Origin of the sequence: Desulfatibacillum aliphaticivorans DSM 15576, from assembly GCF_000429905.1 — a bacterium.
GTDB classification, from domain to species: Bacteria; Desulfobacterota; Desulfobacteria; order Desulfobacterales; family Desulfatibacillaceae; genus Desulfatibacillum; species Desulfatibacillum aliphaticivorans.
Genome location: NZ_AUCT01000026.1, coordinates 56,014 through 76,479 on the forward strand (window position 1 = coordinate 56,014; position 20,466 = coordinate 76,479).

Annotated in this window: 6 protein-coding genes; 5 read left to right on the forward strand and 1 reads right to left on the reverse strand. The window is 58.2% G+C overall.

Translation table 11 applies throughout. The features are described 5' to 3' along the window. Nucleotides 1–23: 23 nt before the first annotated feature. Nucleotides 24–1,697 carry an energy-dependent translational throttle protein EttA gene (ettA, locus tag G491_RS0120685; protein ID WP_015948955.1) on the reverse strand — a complete coding sequence of 558 codons (1,674 nt, stop codon included), beginning with the start codon at nt 1,695–1,697 and terminating at the stop codon, nt 24–26. Between the two features lie 312 nt (nt 1,698–2,009). Here ettA and G491_RS34325 point away from each other — a divergent pair, with 312 nt between their 5' ends. From G491_RS34325 to G491_RS0120715, 5 genes are all read left to right on the forward strand, one after another. Then, nucleotides 2,010–3,716 carry a tetratricopeptide repeat protein gene (locus G491_RS34325; protein ID WP_051327417.1) on the forward strand — a complete coding sequence of 569 codons (1,707 nt, stop codon included), beginning with the start codon at nt 2,010–2,012 and terminating at the stop codon, nt 3,714–3,716. Between the two features lie 725 nt (nt 3,717–4,441). After that, the gene (locus G491_RS0120700; protein ID WP_028315925.1) at nt 4,442–13,876 is read left to right on the forward strand and encodes an isopeptide-forming domain-containing fimbrial protein; all 9,435 of its coding nucleotides are present in this window, start codon (nt 4,442–4,444) and stop codon (nt 13,874–13,876) included. 15 nt (nt 13,877–13,891) lie between these two features. Beyond that, on the forward strand, nt 13,892–16,732 hold the full coding sequence (locus G491_RS0120705) for a DUF11 domain-containing protein (RefSeq protein WP_028315926.1): 2,841 nt from the start codon (nt 13,892–13,894) through the stop codon (nt 16,730–16,732). Nucleotides 16,733–16,765: 33 nt separating this feature from the next. Then, nucleotides 16,766–17,260, forward strand: coding sequence for a DUF11 domain-containing protein (locus G491_RS0120710; RefSeq protein WP_051327418.1), 495 nt, complete (start codon nt 16,766–16,768; stop codon nt 17,258–17,260). An 86-nt stretch (nt 17,261–17,346) separates the two neighbouring features. After that, nucleotides 17,347–20,355, forward strand: coding sequence for a beta strand repeat-containing protein (locus G491_RS0120715; protein ID WP_028315928.1), 3,009 nt, complete (start codon nt 17,347–17,349; stop codon nt 20,353–20,355). Nucleotides 20,356–20,466 lie beyond the last annotated feature (111 nt).

Below are 20,466 nucleotides of genomic sequence, written 5' to 3' on the forward strand. Positions count from 1 at the left end.
CGGCGGCGTTGCGCCGCTTCCTTCTATTTGGTCAACTTTCTATGGCGCACCCGGTGCGGCGTGTCTGCGGCGGAGCCGAGTCTCTTGCGGCGGTCCGCTTCGTAGTCTGAAAAGTTTCCGGGATAAAAAATAACCTGGCTGTCGTCTTCAAAGGCGATAACGTGGGTGGCCACCCTGTCCAGGAACCAGCGATCATGGCTTACCACAATGGCGCTGCCCGCAAAATTGTCGATGGCTTCTTCCAGCGCCCGCAAGGTATTGACGTCCAGATCGTTGGTCGGTTCGTCAAGGAGAATGACATTGGCGCATTGGGCCAGCATTTTGGCCATATGAAGGCGGTTGCGCTCGCCGCCGGACAACGTCTTGACCTTTTTTTGCTGGTCCGACCCGGCGAAGTTAAAGCTGGAGGCATACGCCCGGGAGTTGACCTGCCTGTCCCCCAGCACCAGGATGTCGTTTCCGCTGGAAATCTCCTCCCACACGGATTTTTCGCCGTCCAATACATCCCTGGATTGATCCACATAGGCCATTTTTACGGTCTGGCCGATGACGATCTCTCCGGAGTCGGGCGCCATGGCGCCGGTAATCATTTTAAGCATGGTGGTTTTGCCGGCGCCGTTGGGGCCTATCACGCCTACGATGCTTCCTGGTGGGATAAGCATGGACAGGTTGTCAATAACCAGTTTGTCTTCAAAGGCTTTGGACACGTTTTTAAATTCAATGACATTGTCCCCCAGCCTGGGCCCGGGGGGAATGTAAATTTCCAGATCTTCCCGCCGTTTTTCGTATTCAGCGCCCAAGAGTTTTTCGTAGGCGTTGACCCTGGCCTTGCCTTTGGCTTGCCGCGCCTTGGGGCTCATGCGGATCCACTCCAACTCCCTTGCCAGGGTGCGCTGGCGCTTGGATTCGGATTTTTCCTCCTTTTCCAGGCGGTCCTTTTTCTGTTCAAGCCACGAGGAGTAGTTTCCTTTCCAGGGAATGCCGTGCCCCCGGTCCAGCTCCAGAATCCACCCGGCCACGTTGTCCAGAAAATATCGGTCATGGGTCACGGCGATGACCGTGCCCTTGTAATCCCGCAAATGCCCTTCCAGCCAGGCCACGGTTTCTGCGTCCAGGTGGTTGGTGGGCTCGTCCAGCAGCAAAATGTCGGGCTCCGTAAGCAACAGGCGGCATAATGCCACACGCCGTCTTTCACCGCCTGAAATCACGGAAACCGGCGTGTCCGGAGGCGGGCACCGCAGCGCTTCCATAGCCAGCTCCAGCCTGCTGTCCAGCGTCCAGGCGTCGGCGGCGTCCAGGGCGTCCTGAACCTTGGCCTGCTCCTCAACCAGGGCGTCAATGTCTGCGTCCGGATCTCCAAAGGAGTTGTTGATCTCCTCAAACCGGGCCAGCAGGTCCACGACGGGCTGCACCGCTTCCTCCACAACCTGCTTGACGGTTTTTTCATTATCCAGTTCAGGCTCCTGCTCCAAAAGCCCCCGGGAATATCCTTTGGAGAGCATGGTCTCTCCCAGATAATCGTTGTCCAGCCCGGCCATGATTCGCAGCAAGGTGCTCTTTCCCGACCCGTTGAGGCCGAGCACCCCGATTTTGGCGCCGTAGTAAAAACCCAGGGAGATGTCCCGTAAAACCTGTTTGTTGGGAGGATGCACCCGCCCAACGCCCACCATGGAATAAATCACCTGTTTGTCGCTCATAAGGCTCCTGTTCCTTAATTTATAATTGCCGGAATTTGGCGTGCGCAGCAATCTCAATGGGAGATAGCGCGCAATAATACTCTGTTCTCATGATCGATTTTTGCCATGTTCCCTGTTTTTTAGCAAGACGTTTTTCTGCACGCCCGCGCCCAATCCGGCGCCCTGGATGCCCTCAACCAAAGCCAATCCACCCAAAGCCACCCCATGGACCCGCGCTCTTCCTTGTGGTATCATGTAAAAAATCGGAACCGCCCGCATAATCGCCGGGCGGGAAAAGTGGCCTTAACCTGAATGTTGATGGAATAATCGCCTATGAAACGCCTCATGATGTTCTTCCCGCCGAAGCCCGCCGCCGCTGAACCAAAAGCCCATAAAAAATTCGGGGCGGCCCTGTTTTTCATTCTTCTGGCATTGGTTGTCATCTCAGGATGCCGCCATGTAGAGGACGGACAGGCGGCCTCAAACCCGGTCGTCCAGACGGCTTCTTCGGACCTGGTGGTCAAGGTCGTCAAACAAAGCCCCATGGCCGTCCTCAAAGTCAAGCTGAGCATCGGCGGCCAGGAACTGGGCGCCATGGAAGCCGGCCAGGCCAGCGGGGCGACGGCCAACTGCCGTCTTTTTTCCGCTCCTGAAGGCCCCTATAAATTGGTCATGGACCTGAGCACCCAGAACCAAAACTCGGTTTCCCTGCAACATCGCCACGAAGTGGATTTGGACGGAGAGCCGGGCTTTACGGACTACGTGGTCATTTCGCTGGGCGGGCCTGGCGATGAAACCACGACCCGCGTGGGAACATTCAAGATAGCCTCCCCCTCCGCGGCAAAATTAAAGGATAATGCGGCGGCCGGAGAATGCACCGCCTTTACGGAAATTCGTCAGGATGCGGAAAATTACGCTCTCAGAGCCGCAGTGGAGGACGATGTCCTGGTGCAGACCAAGGCCAAAGCCCAATCCGGCGATCCCGAAGCCCAAATGCAGATGGCCAGGATGTATCTTGGCGGCGCAGGCGTGGAAAAGGATGCGCAAAAGGCTCTGGATTGGGCTCAAAAAGCGGGAAACAGCGGTTACATTCCCGCCCAAATGCTGCTTTCGGCGGGCTACCTGAAAGGTTTTTTTGGAAAGACCGACAATCCCAAAGCCTTTGAATGGGCCCAAAAAGCAGCCGCCCAGGAGGATCCCAAAGCCATGGCCCTTTTGGCCTCCTATTACAAAATGGGCGTAGGAACTCCCAAAGATCCGGAAAAAGCCTTTGAATGGTTTCTGAAATCCGCCGAAAAAGGCCATATGGTCTCGCAGATTGTGGTGGGAGAGGCCTATTATAAGGGGCTCGGTACAGCCCAGGATTTGAGCAAGGCTTTTGAATGGCGGCTTAAGGCGGCCTACGGAGGCTCCCCCGCCGCCGCCAATACGGTTGGCCAGATGTACTACCGTGGAGAAGGCGTGGCTCCGGACCTTGACAAAGCCTTCACCTGGCTCCAGTGGGCGGCGGAAAGGCGCAGCGGAAACGCCTGCGCAACCTTGGGCCTCATGTATTTTCAAGGCCAGGGCGCCGAAAAGGATTCAGCCAAGGCCGTTGAATGGTTCAGCAAAGGCGCGGCTCTGGGCAACATCCTGTGCATGAGCAACCTGGGCAATTGTTACCTGGCCGGCGTAGGCGTGGAACAGGATAAACAAACGGCCAAACAGTGGCTGGCCAAGGCCGGAAAAAAAGGCTACGCCCCGGCCATCAATAAGCTGGCGTTGATATTTCTCCAGGAAAGCGACCCGCAAAAGGCTGCGGGGTGGGCCTCCATCACCGCCAAGGCGGGCAATGCAAGCGGAGTTTATCTCCTGGGCCTGGCCCAGGCCCAGGCGGGCAACATCGAAAAAGCCCTGGAGACCCTGGGGGTTGCCGCCAAGGCGGGGCATAAGGGCGCCGCCGAAGCCATTGAGAAAATCAGCGTTCTCAAGACCCAGCCGGTTCCTGAGGATGGGGCGCCGGAAATCGTACCGGCCGATCCGGCCTCCGAGGAGGAATAAAGACTCCGGACAGAAATTTCTGACAGTATTTTTGAGTAATTCGGATTTTTTTGGGGGGGAATGCATTTTTTTGCATTTCCCCCCTTTTTGCCTGTGGGCGCCAATGATCAAAATATTCAGACTGGTATTTTGCAGTCCTGAACATAATTCAATTACGAATTTGAGCCTGATACAAAATGACTAAACCTAATTCTAAATTACTATTTCAAATTTGGATGAAATATTTTTATTTAATTTTCCTATTAAATCAATATTTTGAAAAATAGGGCCAAGTTTTTGCCCGGTCGATGACTTTGTGAAGCGAGCTTAACCATAATACATATAAATTGCGTTAAATTTTATAATTACTGTATTAAACTACTCACGTCCAGCAACAATGGTAGAATAAATTGAGATGTAGTCTGGTGTATAAAAATAAAATCTTAATATTTATTATAGAAATCATCACTACTCATTAAAGAAGGCTGTTGCTACCCTCTTTTTATATTAAAAATACACAATAAATCAAATTGTTATGCTCTTTATTTCCCGGAGGCTCCGTTCCTAATTAATCTGGCCGAAGCATGATAATGATTATCATTAAAAAGATTGACAGAGAAAATTATCTTAGTTTATGATAGCCCGAACTATGCATGGCGGTCCCTCTGTGCTGTTCATGCTCCATCTCTGTTAGAAAAAGTTAAATCAGGCTGTATTCGATGTATCGCCATGTATTAATGATATTAATGGTGGTGTGTGTCCTCGCCACGTCCGTCCAGGCCGGCCCGCTCACCATCAGCCAAACCATACCCGACGCCTTTATCAATGACTCCATTGCAGGCTCCCAAGGGCAAACCTACCAACTCGCCGCTTCCAACCCCACGGCCCTGACTTCCACTAATGTTGCATTTTCCGTGGATATCCCGGCGGGTTTCTCCTACGTGGCCGGAACCCTGACCAATGACGCAGGCCTCACCCCGAATGTTACGGCCGGCGACCCTTTTGTCATCGATTTCAACGAAGGCCTGACCCTGGCCCCCGGGGACAGCATCAACATGACGTACCGCCTGGCCACGGATTGCACCGCGGTGCCCGGCCAGCAGCTTATTTCCGTAACCGCAAACTATGACGAGCCCGAATCCCCGGATTCCAACTCCTCCCTGGTGACCATCAAGTCCGGTCTCATCCAGGCTGATTTGATCGCCGTGTCCCCCAACCCATTCAATGTAGAGGTGGGCGATACGGTCCAAATGACCGCCAGGATCAGCAACGAGGGCGAAGGCTCCCTGTTCAAGATCGACTTCAACGCCAATTGGGGGGCGGATTTCGCCAGCCCGACGCTTACGGGCGGGACGCTGGCTCCAACCCTGTCCGGCGACAGCTATACGGTTGTCACCGGCGAGATTCCCGCCGGAGAAAGCCGGGAGTTCACCTTTGAACTGGTCGTGGCGGGCTGCGACGATCTGGCCATCGACGTGGGCGCGGAAGATCCCTGCGATCCAGGCACGATCTACACGGACGACAATTCCCCTTTCCTGACCCTCAAGCAGCCCAATATAACCATAGGAACCGCCAACGCTTCCCTGGATTACTGCGGAACCGGAGACATGGTCCTTACGGTTCAAAATTTAGACAACCCGGCGGGGACGAGGGGAACCGCCTACAACTTCTCCCTGTCCACAAGCCTTCCCGATAATGTGAATGTGGACAGCGTTTCCGCAGGCTGGACCCATGACGGCTTGGGCGGCTTTACTCTGAACGGCGGAAGCATCGCCCCGGGAGATACGGAAACCCTGACCATCGTTTTGTCGGACGGCACCCCCTGCGACGGCGCCTCCGGCGTATTTATTTTTTCGCCTGCCTACACAAACGCCTGCGGCGACCCTTTTGCGCCTCCCGTGGTGACGGCCGGGTATTCCACCCAGGCCGGGCCCACTATCGGGCTGGACATGACCCATACCCCGGACGGCGGCGACCCGGAGCGCGTCTTCCTGAATGAACGGGTGGAGTTCACCATCACGCCCTCCCTGACCCAGGCCGATGACTGGGACGGGAACATCGTGATTACCGATGTCTTTCCGGCCACGCTGGGCGGCTTGAGTGAGGTGGGATCCGCCGTGGGAATCGTGGACGTGGACACAGACGCCAACACCGTGACCTGGACCCTTACTCCAGCCCAGGCCGCAGCCTCGCCCTCCTTGACCCTGGAGGCGACCACAACGGACAACGCCTGCCTCGCCGGGGATTACATCAGCAATACGGCCTCCATAACCCAGGCGCGCACGGACTGCGGATGCGATGAAGCAGACAGCGACACGGCCAGGATGTACCTCCAGAGCAAGGAACCCCCGGCCGGCGTGGAACTGGACGAAACCAAGGAAATCCTCAATACCCCGGCCGAAGGCAGTTTCAACGTTTGCCCCTCATCCGACGTGCAATACTCCGTTGTGTTGAACTTTGATGCAGGCAGCGCCGGCGTATGGACCAATTCTTATATGCAGGAAGATATGCAGGGCGGCCAGGTTTATGTGGCCAACTCCCTGGAATACGACGCGGGAGGCGGTTTTGTCGCCGTGCCGGGAGGGAACATAACCTCGGTTTCGCCGCTGACCGTAGACCTGGGCTTTTTAACCGCCGTGACGGGCGGGGACGCCGTGGCCGGTAAATCCGTGACCTTCCAGTACGAACTCACCGTCAGCAACGCAGCTCTTACGCCGTGCGAGCCCACCGGCTCTTTTTTGTCGGAAACCGAGGTTTACGTTTCCCAATCCACGGCCGGATGCTCCGAAGCGGGCGGCAGCCGCTTTTTCCTGGGCGTTCAGGTTCCGGTGTCTCGTGCGGCCCTGGATCTGGGAATCAGCCTGCAGACCAACTCCGTGTCCAAGTCCCAACCCCTGACCCTTGCGGAAACTTCTCCGGTGCGGGTGGAAGTCAATAAGCTGACCCCCTGGAACGCCAACAATGTGGTGGTCACCGTGGACACCGCCAACTACGAATATTTAAAAAATCCCCAATATAGCGGCTTTGGAAACCAGACGCCCAGTGTGGCGCATGTGGGCGATGAGCTTACATTCACCTTTTCCAACCCCTTGGGCGCGGGCCACTCGGGCGTCATAACCTTTGACGCCGTCAAGACCTGCTCGGCCGACTATTCCATTTCCGCGGACCTGACTTTCGAGGACGATTGCGGCGTTTCCTGTCCGGATCTTGTGGACGGGCCGCCGCATTCCGCGAGCGACTCCCCCACCGTGGAGTTGCAGGGCGATCTCCGGGTAAACGCCACTCCCGCCCAGGTGCAAGCCAGCTCCGGCGAACTGTCCTGGACCTTTTACATCACCAACAAGGGGTCTGGCACGGCCTACAATGTTATCCTCACGGAAGAGCTGGACAAAATGTTCAACTACGTCAGTTCCACCGTGGACGGGGCGCCGGCCGCCCCGGCTGAGGTGAATGGCGGAACGACCTGGGACATCACTTGGGAACTGGGTTCCCTTGCTCCCAACCAGGTGGCGCAAGTGCATGTGGCTGCGGAGCTCACCGGCCTCTCCTGCGACTTCTCCAACGCCAGCACGGTCAAAGCCACCTACGGATTTTATGACGGTTCCGATACCCCGGTCTACACGGCGTGCGAGACGGAAACGGCCGCCACCGTGCCCATCTTCACCCAGCCGCCCTCCCTCATGACTCTGACGAACGCTTCCGGCGGCGTGACCCTGTGCGGCAGCGGAACCATCAACCTGACGCTTAAAAATAACGGCAGGACCCACAACTATAACGTGGTGGCCACCCAGAACCTGGGAACCACGGGCCTGGAATACGTTCCTGGCAGCGCGAAGCTGAGCATCAACGGCGGCGGGGCCGTGGCCATAGCCGATCCCGACATTTCGGGCGCCGACCTCACCTGGACTTCCGATTCCGGGCAGACCTATTATGTCGCCGCCCTGGAAGACATGAACATAGACGACATTTATGTCATCTCCTTTGAAGTCAACGCCTACGAGGGTTTCAACGCCAACCAGCTTATTTCCGCCACGGCCAATTGGGAGAAGCCCTGCGAACGCGACGGCGTGGGCACCGGCGTGGCGGGCGGAGCAGGCTTTGACGTACCCATCGATCGGCCCGAAATCACCGTGACGAACGCCGGTTGGAACGTCACGGCCGCCCAGCCCGAGGGAAGCCGCGCCAATACCGTGTACGGCGGCCAGGGCGACACGGTGGTCTGGCGGGTGGACATCGCCAACAATGGAACCTCGGCCGCCCAGAATGTGGAGATACGGGACGCCATCGGCGGTAATTTTGATCTCACGCGCTGGGCGGACAACGCGGGGTTCGCCGGGGCAGCCCCCTTTGCAGGCGGCGCGGACACCGACACCGGCTACCTGTCCATCCCGGATATTCCAGCCGGAGGGGATGTCACCTATTATTTCGAGGGAACCATCCTGGCGGACTGCAGCAACCAGACCAACACCGCTTATGTGCGATGGGGCTGCGGAAACTCGCCCCTGACCGAGCCGGACGACGGCGACGACCCCGCTTACCTGGTGACCGTGCCCGATTTCAGCAACGCGGTCAACGTAACCCAGGCGATTACCAACCTGGCGGAAACCGCCGTGCCGGATGTCAACGGCAAGGTGGTCATTACCGTAACCAACGGCGGCGGTTCGGCCGAAAACCTGGTGCTCACCAATGACTTGCCCACGGGCTTCAGCATTGATACATCGGCCTTTACGCCAACCCTGGATCATAACGGCGTATTTGTAGGCAACCCGACAGTCACAGGTTCGGCTACGGTTCCGATTTTCACCTTTGATCCTTTGTTGACGCTCCTCCGGTACGGAGAATCCGCCACCCTGACTTTCCAGATAGTCCAGACCGGCTCCATTGATTCCAATGAAAACCAGGACGACCGCCAGGAAACCACCGGCGACGGTCTTGATCCTGCTTTTCCGGTCACCAGTAACAATGCGGTCACCCTGGATTACGAAAACACCTGCGGCGCCGCTTTTAGCGCGACGGATAACGTCAGCGTCAATCCCCGCACCCCGGATCTGGATATTGATATCGACCCGGGCGTTTCCATCGTAAGAACCGTCAGCGGAACCGGCGATACGGAAACCTTTGCAATCCGGATCAACAACCGCGGCGACGCAGCGGCGCATAACGGAACCCTTACCGTGGACGTGGGCTCCGGTTTTACGGTAACCGGCAGCGGCGGCATGACCGACAATGGCGGCGGAAATTACACCTTGAGCCTGGCCTCCATCAACGCAGGGGCCAGCCGAACCATCACATTCAATCTCACCGTTGCCAATGAAACCGATCCCCTGACCTTTCACGCTCAGGTGGAAGGCATGATAAAAGACGCTTCCGGCGCGGACATTGATTTATACTCCTTGGACACCATCCGGGCCAGGGTCATCGGATTCCGTATGGACAAGTCCCTGGCTTCCACTACGGAAGCCGACTCGGTCGACCCCAAGGTGTTCATCGGCGAGGACGTGACCACGACCATTACGGCGACCTGGTTCGGCTTTGACGGCTTGGAAAACGTGTCCAATATTACCGTCACCGACGCCATCCCCGAGGGAATGGGGTATCTGACCCACGCAATAAACGATCCATACAGCAGCGTGGACAGTATATCCGGCGACACATTGCACGGCGACGGAAACCTGGTCTTCTCCCTGGCGGACAACAACGCCGCCGGAACCTTTTCCGTGGATGTCAATTCACGCGTTTTGAACGATGCCTTGAACAGCGAAGGCGCTCCCAATGTGGACGCCCATGACCTGACGGACACCGCCTCCGCCCAGTTCACCTATTTGGGGACCACATACAGCACTTCCACCACAGGCTTTACGGCCCTGGCGGACAGACAGGAGACGGTCACAGTAAGCACCCCAAGCGTATCCGTAACCAAGCAGGTCCGTAACATGACCGAGGACTCTCCCTCGGGCGCTGGAAATTATGCGGGCTCGGTTTCGGCCAAGGCGGGCGACACCCTGGAATACTCCATCACTATCACAAACGCGGCGGGCCGCGCGCCAGCCTACGACGTGGAAGTATCCGACACGGTTAACGCCAAATTCCAGTTGATGAACATGGCTGTGGACGGATTGGATAACGACGGAGACAGCATTACGGACGGCGGGGATATTGGAGAGCAAAACTTTGGCGGTTACGGCGCGGCTATTTCCTTTGACGATTCCATGAACGCCGCCCTGGACAAGTTGGACCCCACGGACAGCGTGACCTTCAAGTATCAGGTGTACGTGGGAACCACGGTCAACCCCAACGAAACCATCCAGAACACGGCGACGGTCACCTACGACACATTGGACGAAGCCTCGGGCAGCCAGACAGGCGGTTTTGAAATCGCCAGCAGCTTGGCCGCGGGCGCCAGGGAATACACCGGTACGGACACCGCGGAACTGGATGTCGATCCGGTAGACGTGACCGGCTCCAAAGCCATCCTGGCCACGTCATACACGCCCATGGGCGCCGCCGCGCCCTTTGCCGGCCCCCAGGACGTGGTCATCGGCGAGGAAGTGCAGTATCAACTGAAATTCACCGTGCCGCCCTCCACTCTGGAAAACTGGGTGTTGGAAGACACCCTGCCCGACGGCCTGACGGCCATTGAAGGCTCAACCTTCGCCCTGCCCACGGGCGCCGCCCTGTTTACGCCCGGTGGAAACATCGCCCCGGCCATCACAACCAGCGGCGGCCGGTCCGTTATCACCTGGAATTTTGGAGATCAGGTTTTGGATCCGGATGCAGGCGAGCAGACTATCACGATCAATTTCATCGCCCGGGTGGAAAACGTCGCCGGAAATCAGGCCGGAACCAATCTGAACAACACCGAGGCTGAAGTGCGTTACGAACTCAACTCCGTACCCCAGACCGTGGAATTAGTGGACGTTAACCTGGTGGTTCGCGAGCCCGCCGTTACGATCACAAGGGAAGTGAGCCCTTCGACTGGCGTGGACGCAGGCGACAAGCTGACTGTATCCATCACCGTGGAAAACACCAGCACGGTCACCGCCCACAATGTACGGGTGACCGAAGACTTCACCGCCGAGGATTTTAACTATGTCGCGGGAGAAGTGGGCGGGACCATCCCGGACACCGTGGACGAGTCCAACGCCGACGCCCCGTTTTATGTTTACGATACTCTAAATGCAGGCCAGTCCAAAACCTTCACCTATTCCATCTTGGTGGATACGGACGTTCAGCCCCAGGAAAACCTTAGCAACACATCCTATTGTTCCTGGACATCTCTGGCGGACGACTCCGTGGCTCTGAATGCGACTACCGGAACCATCGGCGCTGACGGCGCCGCTTTGGGCATGAGAAACGGCGACATTCCGGGCGACGGCGGCTTGAATGATTATGAAGACTTCGACGTGTTCAACGTCGCTCTGGACGTGGGTATAGACATCGGCGAAGTCACCGCAGTCAAGGCGGATGAAGGCCTTGTTGCGGGATTCCCTGAAAACGTGCCCGGTGCACGGCATGCTTTCTCCATCACCATTGATCTGCCCGAAAGCACGATCAACGATCTTGTGGTCACGGACCAGCTAAACGCCGGCGCTGCGGGATTGGCGCTGGAAAACAATGCAACCTATGACGTGACCTACACCTTCACCGATATTCTCACGGTTAACGGCTCGGCGGCTGCCGGTTTCGCAGACAGCGGCGACGTGGAAGCCGCGCTCATTGCGTTTGCCGCCGACCAGGCGACCGGTACGGTTACCTGGAATTTTGGAACCGTGATTACGGACGAGGAAGACGACACTCCGGGCGGAGGAGTCAAGAATCCCCAAATCGTCATTAATTACGTAGCCCGCATAGACAACGTTGCGGACAACCAGGCCGGAACCGCCCACGAAAACCTGGGCACGGTCACCTACGATAACGGCGAAACCGCAGCGACCACTACAATCAACGCGGGCGCAGTCCCCTTTACGGTTCTTGAACCCCAGCTTACGGTGACCAAGGAAGGCCGGAACATCACCCGGGGCGACGGAGACTTCTCCTCCATGACAGCCCCGGACGCAGGCGACATCCTGGAATTCCGGGTTACCATTGCAAACGGTAATACCAACGCCTTCACGGCTTACGATATCAACATCCAGGACTCCCTGCCCGAAGGCCTGGCCCTTACGGCCGATCTTCCTGTCGGCGATGTCTCCACCGCCCCGGACGTAACAGGCGACGGAACCGCCGGAAACGCCGAGACCCTGGTTTGGGGCCGCACCCAGGCAACGCCCTTGAGCATCGACCTTGCCGCTGACTCCTCCATGCAGTTCACCTATCAGGTGGAGGTGCTTGGTTTTGTGGAGCCGGGCCAGGAATTCGCCAATACCGTGGATATCGACTGGACCTCCCTGTCCGGCGCAAATGCTGACGAACGGGACGGCGCCGGCGGCGTGGATGACTATACGGATTCCGATTCGTTCACAACGACCAATAGAGACGACACCACATTCGCCAAAGCCCGCACCTCCGACACATACGGCCCGGGCGACAACGACGTGCGCATAGGCGATTTGGTCACCTTCACCCTGACCATCGGCCTGACCGAAGGCGTGACAAGCAGCCTGGTTGTGGAAGACGCTCTTCCGGCAGGCCTGGCTTTTTACGACACCGTGTCCCTGAACGGCGACGCGGCGGCGCCTTATTCCAGCGCGAACAACTTTACTTATACCGATATTCCGTCCGGCGATACGCCTGCTACCGGACAGACCGGAACCGTGGCATGGACCATGGGCGACGTGACCAACGCCAACGCCAACACGGCGGGCGTGGATACCTTCACCATTGTGTATCGGGCCAGGATAGCCGACGCAGTGGGCTTCGGGCTCACGCCGTCCACCCAGACCGTGTCCAACGCTGCGGATCTGAACTATGTGGAGTACGATAACTCGGCCCAGCAGTTAAGCGATTCCGTCAGCCTAGACATTGTGCAGCCGGTTCTGGAATCCACCAAAGCCCTGGCGGTGGGGCAGACCGAACTGGTCAATCCCTCGGGAACCGTTTCGTACGAAATTACCATCACCAACACCGGCGACGCCGCAGCCTATAACACGGTGGTCGCGGACACCCTGCCCGCAGGCATGAGGATGACGGCGCCGGCTTTTGTTTCGGCAACCTTGGGCGGAGCGCCGGTCGCCCTGGCGCCGCTTAGCTTTAACGCGGCCGCCGGATCGGTCTCCTGGACCCTTTCGGACGCCCAGGCCATCCTGCCCGGCGAGAGCCTGGTGATCGAATACCAGGCGACCGTGGACGATCGCGTGAAAGCCGGAACCGAACTGACCAACCAGGCCGGCGTGGTTTCCTGTTTTTCCAAGGAGAGCGCAGACCCGGACGAAAGAAGGCAATATCCCGCTTCCGCCAAGTCGTCCGCCACGGTCACCGTGTTCGGCATGCTGTTTACGCCCAATCACGAGCAGACCACCCAGGCCGGAACGAGCATCCATTACATCCACCAGGTGGACGTTTACGCAGCCGGAACCACGGCGGATCTGTCCTTCAGCTCAGTTTCCTCCCAGGGGCTTGTCTGGACCGTTTACTACGACACCAACGGCTCGGGCGCGCTGGACGCAGGAGACGCCAGATACACCAACGGAACTTCCTTTGCCACCGGAGAATACACCTTCTTCATGCGCACGGTGGTTCCCAACCAGGTGACTGACGGCTGGAGCGACACGACGGTTTTCACAGCCAGCCTGCAATCCGGTCCCAATATCCAAACCCGCACTGTAACCGACATCACCCGGGTGGTTCTGACCGGCGATGAGGGCGCGGGCGAGGTCACGGCGGCCAAAGAAGCCGCCATCGACACGGATTGCGACGGCGATTTGTCGGACGAACTGGTCATTGACGCAACCTACGAAATTTTGAAAGACGCCGAGCCCGGAGAATGCGCGATATACCGCATTACCTTCGCCAATCAGGGCACGGGAACCATAACCAACGTAAAGGTAGTGGACGACGTGGTGGATTACTCCACCTACGTGGGAGGGTCCGCCGAATTTGAAAACACCCCGGCGGGCCTTACGGAAACGGCAATCACAGAGCCTGCCGGCGGCGCCATGGGCACAGTGACCTGGACCTATGGCGGAAGCCTGGAACCGGGCCTGTCCGGCAGCGTGAAATACACCGTAAAAATTGATGAATAAAGGCGGCGAAAGTCCATGAAGCAAAAAATCACCCAGCAGCGTCGAATACAACGGGCATGGCTCCATGCCTCGGCCCTGGTGTTTTTGGTTGTCATGGGCCTGGGCCTCGCCCTGGCTGCAATGCCTGACGCGGGAACGAAAATCGTAAACCAGGGCTCTGTATTTTATACGGACGAAAACGGCGAGGACCGCCAGGCTTCAACCAACCTGGTGACCCTGACCATCAGGCAGGTCTATGCGGCGAGCCTGGAAGGCGACCGTTCCGCCTACGCCTCTCCGGACGGAGAAGCCCTGATGTTCCACACCCTCACTAACGAGGGCAACGGCCAGGACGTCTACTGCGTTTCCGTGGCGGAAGCCGCCGGAGACTCGGGCGACTTTGAACGGCTTCAGGTGGTTTTGGATGAAAATCAGAACGGCGCCGTGGATGACGACGAGGAAGTTCTGCACATTTCCGGCCAGGCCGGATACGGAACCGTTACCCTGGATAGGGGCTCTGCGGCTTCCTTAATCCTGGTGGGCAAGGTTCCCTTCGGCGCCGTGGACGCCCAGAATTACGGCGCTGTGCTGACTGTCCAGGCCCAGGAAGGGACCGGCGCCTGCCAGAACGGCGGGGTGACGGACGGCGGCGCCAACGCGGACGCCTCCGGCGACACCAACCAGGATACGGTTATCATCACCAACGACGGCGTCCTGTCCATCACAAAAACCTCGGTCTACCAGGAAAACGGGGCAGGTACAGCTGACGACACAATCCTGTACACGGTCCAAATCGAAAACCAGGGCGCCAATGACGCCAAGGACATTGCGGTGACCGATGACCTCCCCACCGGGACGGCTTACCAGGACGCCTCTTTGGCGGTAAACGGCGACTGGACGACCAACGCCGGGGACGACGGAAACGACGGATTGGACGGCCAGGAGCCCACCCACGACGCAGCGGTTCCCGGAACCATATCCGGCTTGATCGACCTGCTTCCTGCAGGCGATTCCGTGAGCTTTTCCTATGTGACGGACCTGGACGACGATCTGGAAGGCGGCGCCCTGATAAAGAACTTTGCAACCTGCCAGGGCGACCTGGATAACGACCCTTTAACCACAGAGCCGGAAGTCAAGTCAAACACCACGGAAGACGTTTTTCCTGCGGTCTACGGCGTTGAAATTGCCGACACCGGCGCAGGCGCTTTGGCGGGAGTAAACGACGGCGGAGACGACGACGCGGCCAACGACAGCCAGTTGGTGGATCAGGCCGATCAGGGCGAGTCCGTCATCTTCACAAATATCGTCACCAACCAGGGCAACCTGGAGGACAGCTTCAACCTGGCCGTCACTGCAACCGGTTTTCCCGCCGGGACCGTTTTTGTGTTCTACAATGCTTCGGGCGAAGTCCGGCTTTTGGATACAAACGGCGACGGAACTATCGACACCGGCCCCGTGGCTTCGGGCGCCTCGGTCAATGTAATTGTCAAAGCAGTGCTTCCCTCTTCCGCCTCATTAGGCGGGCCTTACACTGCAACGGTTACTGCGACCTCAGCCCTGGATCCCTCTGGCTTGCCGGCCGCGGACACGGTCACGGAAACCCTGACGACCATCGTTTCCAACATCGTGGATATCGCCAACAGCAACCCGGCGCCCGGCTTCAACGACGGCGGGGTTGCCAATGCCGACACGCCTCCGGCTGTGGTCAACTCCCTTTCCGCGGTTCCGGGGCAAACCGTCATCTTCACCTTGTATGCCGCCAACGAAGGCAGCTTTCAGGACGATTACGAACTTTCCGCCTGGGCCGACGTAACAGGCTCCGTAGCGCTTCCCGACGACATCCAGGTGGAATTCACCCTGCCTGCAGGGGAAACCGTCACCCACACCGGCCCCCTGGATTCCGGCGAGGTTTTTTCCTACTACGCCAAGGTCACCTCATCCCAGGACCGGGTCACGGGAGCGGTCACCATATTTTTTATGGTCAAATCGCCCGTCACCCTGGCCCAGGACGTTAAGGCGGACCAGCTTGTGGTGGCGACGGACGAAAGCATTGCTCTAAGCCCCAATCAGCGTGCGCCCATCTATCCAGGTTCGGTGGTTCATTACGTCCATTTGCTTCAGAACACGGGCAATACCCAGGAAGACGTAACCGTTTATGTGGAAAGCCAATCCCACCTGAGGAATGAACTGGAATACCCCACGGCCGCCCTGGGCTCCGAGGTTACCGCCTGGACCAAGACGGAAAACCTGAACATCGGCGACAACGTGGTGATTTACGATTCAAGCGCCGCCTCATGGATATCCGTCGCCTTGGTGGACGACGGCTCCGGCGGCCTGGCCATTCCCATGGACCCGGGCGATCACACCAATATCCGGGTGCGCGTCCAGGCTACGCTTAACGAGGTGGAGTTCACCCGCGACCTGCTGGTCCTGAGGGCCGATGTGGCTGTGGGCTCTGCAACAGCCAGTGTGCTGGATATCACCACCGTCAACGGAACTCAACTGACCATCACAAAAACCGGCGCCGTGGATAACAATTGCGACGGAACGCCGGACACGGTCTTTGGCACCGGAACCCTGGAAGCGCTTCCCGGCGAATGCGTGATCTGGAAGCTGGAAGTGATCAACCTGGGCCAAGAGCCCATCTGTCAGGTGGAGGTGCATGACGGCGCCGTGGCGTTCACCACCCTGGACGGGGCGCCGGCCATTATCTCCGAGCCCGCTCCCGGCGGAACAGGAAGCTGTGTAGTGAACGGCCAGGACTTTGATTGCACCGTAGGAAATCCCTACGACATTGATAACAACGGCGGGAGCGAATCTTTTTGCCTCCAGCCCGGAGAACAGGCGGAAATCCGTTTCCGCGTAAAGGTGGAATAATAAACCATGATCCGCTTTGTCAGGAGTTTTGCCATGCGCAAACAAATATCCAAAAGGACCCTCGCCCTGACGGCGTTGGCGATCTTGGCTATGTGCGCAACTGCTTTTGCAGGCCCTTTGGAAAGCCTGATGGAAACCCTTTTGGTGACAAAAGACGCCAAGGGCGCCGAGGTCCTCAAAAAAACCGACGCCGCTTATCCCGGAGACATTGTTGAGTACCGCACGACCTACCGGAATACCGGCGACTCGGCCCTGAGCGGTTTGGTGGTGCAGGTTCCCGTGCCTCCCAATACGACCTACGTGGCCGGTTCGGCGACGTCCCTGGTCGTCCATGATCTTTTGATCAGCATTGACGGCGGATCGACCTGGGATGAAGAGCCCGTCAAACGCATGCGCCAAGGCGAGGACGGAGTAAAAAAGGAAATCATTATCGGTCCCGAAGAATACACGCACATCCGTTGGGTTCCCAAAAGCGTGATCCAGCCTGGCGAAGTGCAGGTGTTTCGGTGTCGTGTGAAAATCTCATAAATAAAAATGCTAACTTTTAATCCCGGCCTCCTGCCAAGGCCCGGGATTTTGCGCCAAAAAACCTTATTACACTACTGGAGGATGTTATGAAAACCTGGAACTCTAACCGGCAAATTAGCTGGAAAACCGTATTTGCGGTTTTGTTGGCATTGTGCGTCCTGCCGGGCGTTGCTTTGGCGACTGGAACTAGCGCGGGGGAGCGCATTCAGAACCAGGCTACTGCAACTTACGTGGATGCAAACCTGAACGCCCAGACGGCCCAGTCCAATATTGCGACCGTGGAAGTCGGGCAGGTTTATTCCGCCACTTTGGCTGAAGACCGCTCTCTTTACGCGGCTTCCGGCCAGTCCGTAAACTTTTCTCACGTTTTGGCAAACACCGGCAACGGAGAAGACACCTACACCATCGCCCTGGCCCAAGGCATTTCCGGCGGCGACGACCTCGATTTTGACAACCTGGCCGTGTACATCGACCAGAACGGGGACGGCGTGGCCACCGCCGGTGAAACCCTGATAACCAACGGCGGCGGAACCGGCACGGTAACCCTGCAGGCCGACAGCCAGTTGGACCTGGTCGTGCTGGCCAAACTGCCCACCTCCACACCCGGCCAGACCGCCGGCGCCACCCTGACTGTAACGCCCACCAGCGGAATCGTTGACGATCTCACCGCAGGCAACGGCGTGGATACCCTGGACGGCACCAACGAAGACCTGGCAACCGTGACTGACAACGCGGTCCTGAACGTCAACAAGTCTTCCACGTACAACGACGGGGGCACCGACTCCATCGTGGACGATACGGTCACCTTTGTGGTCACCATCACCAACACCGGCCCGGTGGCGGCTTACGACGTGGAAATTCAGGACGCCCTGGATCTCACGGTGTTTGACGTAACCGATGTGACCGACATCGTAATCAACGCTACCGAGGGCGACTACGAAGACACCGTCGCAGACCCCGCGGAAGGTACGGCCAACACAGACACTATCAACGGCTTTGACCCCATTGCAGTCAATGACGCCAATAACGACGCCACAACAGGCGATTTTGGCGTGCGCGGCCATGACGACGTGTTGAACGCCGACGAGACGATTTCTTTCACCTACACGGTTCCCGTCATAGCAACCTTGCCCGCCGGAACCCTGCTCCGGAACTCCGTGAACATCCTGGGCGACAAAAATGACGACGGCGATGACGATGACGACGGTGAAGACGTCACCTCCAACATCACCACCCAGATCGTTCCGCAGGTGTACGGCGTGACCGTGACGGATACAGGCGTTAACGGAGCCGCCGGCGTAAATGACGGCGGCGACGACGACAGCCTGCCCAACGACACCCAACAGGTGAACACCGCCGCTTCCGGCGAGCAGGTTCTGTTCAAGAACATCATTACCAACAACGGCAACGGAACCGACATCTTTGAACTGACCGCAGTGAACGGCAATTTCCCCGCAGGCACCGTTTTCAGTTTCTGGCAGGCCGACGGAACCACCGCCCTCCTGGACACCAATGACGACGGCGCCGTGGACACGGGCCCCATGATCGCAGGCGAAGTAAAAACCATTATGATCAAAGCCCAGTTGCCCGCAGGCGCTTATGACGGCGACGGAACCAACGCAGGCTCCTTTACCGCTACGGTGGCCGCAACTTCCGAAGGCGACGCAAACATTTCTGACGATGCAACCGAGGAACTGCTCACCATTACCGCTCCCAGGGTCGACCTTTCCAACGAAGCAGCGGTTGGCGCCAGCACTCCTGACGGAAACCCCCTCAGCAACGAGGACGCATACACGGTCGTGGGCAGCGAATCTCCCACCACCACGTATAATGCCGCCCCCGGCGCGGCCGTGAACATCCCGCTGACCATCCAGAACGACTCCGGCGTGCCGGACTCCTTCCAGCTTACCGCAGGCGCAAGCTGGAACGGCGCCGTCCTGGGCGGAATGCCCACGGGTTGGTCCTATGTGTTTAAAAGCACGGCAGGCAACACCATCACCACCACGCCGGCGGTCTCCCCGGGCGGAAGCTACTCCTTTTATTTAAGGGTGACGGTTCCTTCCACCGCCGTGTTCGCTCTGGCCGATTACTCCTCGGACTTTGACGGTGACGCAACGGTTGAAACCATTGACGGGTCCTCTCCGGCTGACGGCGACGGCGACTACCCCGTCTTCATCCGGGTCGTCTCCACCAATACGGGCGCTTCGGATATCAAGCTGGACGCCATTGACGTGTCCGATTCTGAAAAGGTCACCCTGCAGGCCAACCAGACCGGCCAGATTCAGCCCGGCGGCTCCATCGCCTATCCTCATACCTTGAGGAACGACGGCAACACCGTGGAAGCCTTCACCCTGTCCGCCGTAAACAGCCTGAGCGCCTCCGGTTGGGGCAACAACATCCTGGTGGATACCACGGGCGACGGCTCCGGCAATAAGCCCTTCTCCACCCTGGCCATTACGGACAGCGTGTTCTACACGGACGCCGCCGGCGCATATGTTTCCCAGGTGTTCGGCCAGACTGTGGCCAACAGCCTGGTTTTCGCTCCGGGTGAAAAACTTGGCCTCTCTGTTCTGGAATTCGCGCCCTCAAGCGCCCCGGACGGAACCCTGGACATCCTGACCATCACCGCCACTTACAACGCAGGCGCCTCCAAGGTCGTGAACATTGACCAGACCACAGTTATCCAAGGCCAGATTCGTCTGTCCAAGACCGTGGCCGTGGATGCGACATGCAACGGCGTGGCCGACGAAGCCTTTGCTGTGGAAGCGGCCTCCAAGGCCAATCCCGAAGAGTGCGTGTGCTGGCGTCTGGTTGTCACCAATGAAGGTACGGCTGCGGCTGACGACGTGGTCATCTACGACACCGTACCTGCTTTCAGCGACTACGTGCCCGGCTCCATGCTGAGCGGCGCAGGCGACTTCGGAACCACTGCCAACCCAGGCGCTTCCCTCATCGCCCATACGGACGCTGACGACGCGGAAGCCCGCCCGGACGGCTACAACGCCAAGGTGGTCGGCGACAGCATCACCTTTGAACTCGGAACCATTGCTTCCGGCGCATCCGTTACTCTGCAGTTCCAGACCAAGGTGCAGTAGCGGATCGGACGCACAGGTTCTTGTGACATCCTCCTGCGTGCAATCGGGAGTGTGTTTTGAGGTTTTCAAGGCGCAAACCAACGGGAGTCCGGCCGGTCAAACGGCCGGCCG